The organism is Corallococcus exercitus (assembly GCF_003611585.1).
Lineage (GTDB): Bacteria > Myxococcota > Myxococcia > Myxococcales > Myxococcaceae > Corallococcus > Corallococcus exercitus.
The window spans coordinates 1-3,051 of record NZ_RAVW01000679.1 but is presented as its reverse complement, the minus strand read 5'-3'; the positions used below and the strand labels follow the sequence as shown (position 1 = coordinate 3,051).

1 protein-coding gene is annotated in these 3,051 nt (G+C 73.6%); it reads right to left on the bottom strand.

The window, feature by feature from the left end:
* Positions 1-2,781 (bottom strand): serine/threonine-protein kinase (locus tag D7W79_RS40735; RefSeq protein ID WP_120530579.1); only part of this gene is annotated, 2,781 nt, incomplete at its 3' end.
* Between the last annotated feature and the right edge of the window lie 270 nt (positions 2,782-3,051).

Here is a 3,051-nt window from a genome sequence, read left to right as displayed (position 1 = left end):
CTGCGCATGTCTCGTGGGCTCGGAGATGTGTATAAGAGTCAGCTCCTTGGGCAGGGTCTGGAGCCACGAGTCCACCTCCCCCACCCGCGCGTCCATGCCGGATTCGTTGAAGCGCTCCCGGGCGCGGGTGGCCTCGCCTCGGGCCGCTGGCGACTGGCCCGTCTGGTACAGCGCCCGCGCCAGCGCGAAGCCGGACTCCGCCAGCGCGTCCGGGGGCGCGGACGCGAAGGACACCGCCTGCTGGAGCGGCGCAACCGAGTCGCGCGCCCGGCCCAGCCCCAGCAGCGCCTGGCCCACGCCGTCGTAGGACGGCTGGAGCCCCTCGTCGCCCGCGGGCAGCAGCTCGCGCTTGAGGGCCAGGGCCTGCTCGTAGGTCTTCAGCGCGTCGTCGTAGCGCTTCATCCCCAATTGGCACATGCCCAGCTCATCCAGCGCCTCCGCCACCTGGGGGCTCTTGTCGCCGTGGAGGGTCTTGTAGAGGTCCACCACCGCCTGGGCGTGCGGCAGCGCGCGCGCGGGTTCGCCGGCCTCGCGCAGGGCCAGGGACAGCAGGCCGTGCCGGCGGGCCACGTCCGGGTGCACCGGGCCCACCGCGGCCTCGGTCCTGGCGAGCGACGATTCCAGGAGCGGCAGCGCCCCCTTCGCGTCGCCGGTGCCCAGCACCAGCCGCCCCAGGAGGAAGAGCGTCCGCGCGCGCTTGGGGTGCTCGGGCGGCAGCGCCTTGTCATAGAGGGCGCTCGCCTCCTCCAGCCGCTTGCGGGCCTCCTCCATGTGGCCCTGGGACATGGCGAGGTTGGCCTGGTTCACCTTCACGTCGGCCTCCAGCACGGGCTCGCCGCCCAGCCGCTGGAGGGTGGCCTCCGCCAGCGCGCCCCAGTTCGCCGCCGGGTCGAAGTGCTTCTGGCCGTCCTCCACGTAGAGCAGCTTGTTGAGGATGGCGACCTTCAGCCGGTCCGCCCTGCCGGCTTCCGCGTCGAAGACGGCGCGCGACAGCAGGCGGGACGCTTCGGGCGACTGGCCCGTCTGTTCCTGGAGCCAGCCCAGGTGGAAGCGCATCTCCGCCTTCAGCGGCAGGTAGCCCGTCTTCTCCACGGGCGCCTCCAGCGCCTTCACCGCCGCGAGCGCCGCCGGGTAGCGGCCCGCGTCCACCTGCGCGCGCACCTCCGACAGCCGGTCCTCCAGCGCTTCAATCGCCTCGCGCAGGGCGGGGTCGGAGGGGCGGCGCTGCTGTTCGGCCAGCGACTCCACGTCCTCGCATTCGTGCAGCGCAGGCAGCGCGTGCGCCATGTCCACGGACTTCTCCACCAGGGCGGCGTCCGCGCCCGCGAGCAGGTCCACAGTCGCGCGCAGGTCCTTGCGGCGGCGCTCCAGGCACACCACCTGCCGGTCCAGCTGCTCCTCCGGCTTCACGCCGCTCACGCGCGCGTCCTCGCACGCCTGGACGCGCTGGGCCTTCCACGCGCCCGCGTAGTGCGCCAGCACCTGCGTGGCGCGCGTGGCCATGTCTTCCGCGAAGGGCTTCCCGGTGGCGCGGAAGGCGGACTCCAGCCGCGCCTTCGCGTCCGGGGTCCAGACGGTGTCCATCAGCGCGCCCGCGTCCGAGCACACCTGGGACTGCTGCCACGCCACGCCGCCCGCCACCGCCAGCGCGGTGGTCATGGCGCCCGCCGCGCTCAGCCAGCGCCTGCGCTGCCCCAGCCGCTGCTCCTGGGAGAGCGCGTCCAGCAGCGCCTGCATCGACGGGAAGCGCGCGTCCGCGTCCAGCGCCAGCCCGCGCAGCACCGCCTGCCGCACCCAGCCGGGCACCTTCACATCGCGCGGGGGCTCGCGGATGAGCGCGGGCGGCGGCGCGACGGCGGCCTTCACCGGGGCCGCGTTCAGCGACTGCGTGCCGCCCAGCGACTGCGTGCCGTCCGCCTCGGCTTCCGCGCTGCGGCTGGCGGACACGTAGGCCTTGATGCTGCCCGGGTCGAAGGGGCGCGTGCCGTAGAGCGCGCCGTAGAGCGCCGCGCAGAAGCTGAACTGGTCCGTGCGCGCGTCCAGCTGCGAGCCCCGGAACTGCTCCGGGGACATGTAGTTGGGCGTGCCCACCAGCAGGCCCGCTTCGGTGAGCGTGGTGTCCAGCATCCGCCGGTCGGACGCCTCCAGCAGCTGGGCCTCCTCCGGCGAGGACGCGGCCTCCGGCGCGTCGCCCACCTGCCGCGCCAGCCCGAAGTCCGTCACGTAGGCGCGGCCCGCGCGGCTCACCAGCACGTTGGCGGGCTTGAAGTCGCGGTGCACCAGCCCCGCTTCGTGCGCGGCCTGCAGCCCCCGGCCCGCCTGGAGGTAGCGCTCCAGCACCTCGCGCCAGGACGGCTTCGCCTCCTTCAGCCACGAGCCCAGCGTGCCGCCGTCCACCAGCTCCATGGCGACGAAGACCTGGTCGCCCCACATGCCCACGTCGAAGACGGGGATGACGTTGGGATGGGAAACGCGCGCCATGGCCTGCGCCTCGCGCAGCAGCCGGGACCGCGCCTCCTCGTTGTCGCGGTCGGCGTTCGGGTGCAGCAGCTTCAGCGCGACCTTGCGGTCCAGGTCCGGATCATAGGCGGCGTACACCACGCCCATGCCGCCCTGCCCCAGCTTGCGCAACAGCAGGTAGCGGCCCACCTGGGGAACGGGCGGGACGTCCTCCGCGCGGCGCGGCGTGGAGCCGGTGCCACGGCCCGTGCCGGCGCCCGAGCGCGCGGAGTCCAACGGGCCCGTCCCTGCGCTTCCCCTGCCGGTGTCTCGTCTGGTCATGGTCGGTGCACCTGATCCGCGACTCTAGCGCCGGCCCTCGCCCGCTCCGAACATCCTTCCGCGATGCGTCAACCACGGCTGCCTGCCTGGTGACGGCGGTCACCAGCGGCTGACGGCAGTCATCAGCGCTCGCGCCCGGGGTGGGAGGCAACCCCCTGGAAACAGGAACCGGGGGCGTCATCCAGAGCTGGCACGCCAACCGCAATGGGGTCCTGCATCGCCGTACTCGCAGCCCCTCCCCTTCTGGAGTCCCCCCATGGTCCTCACCCC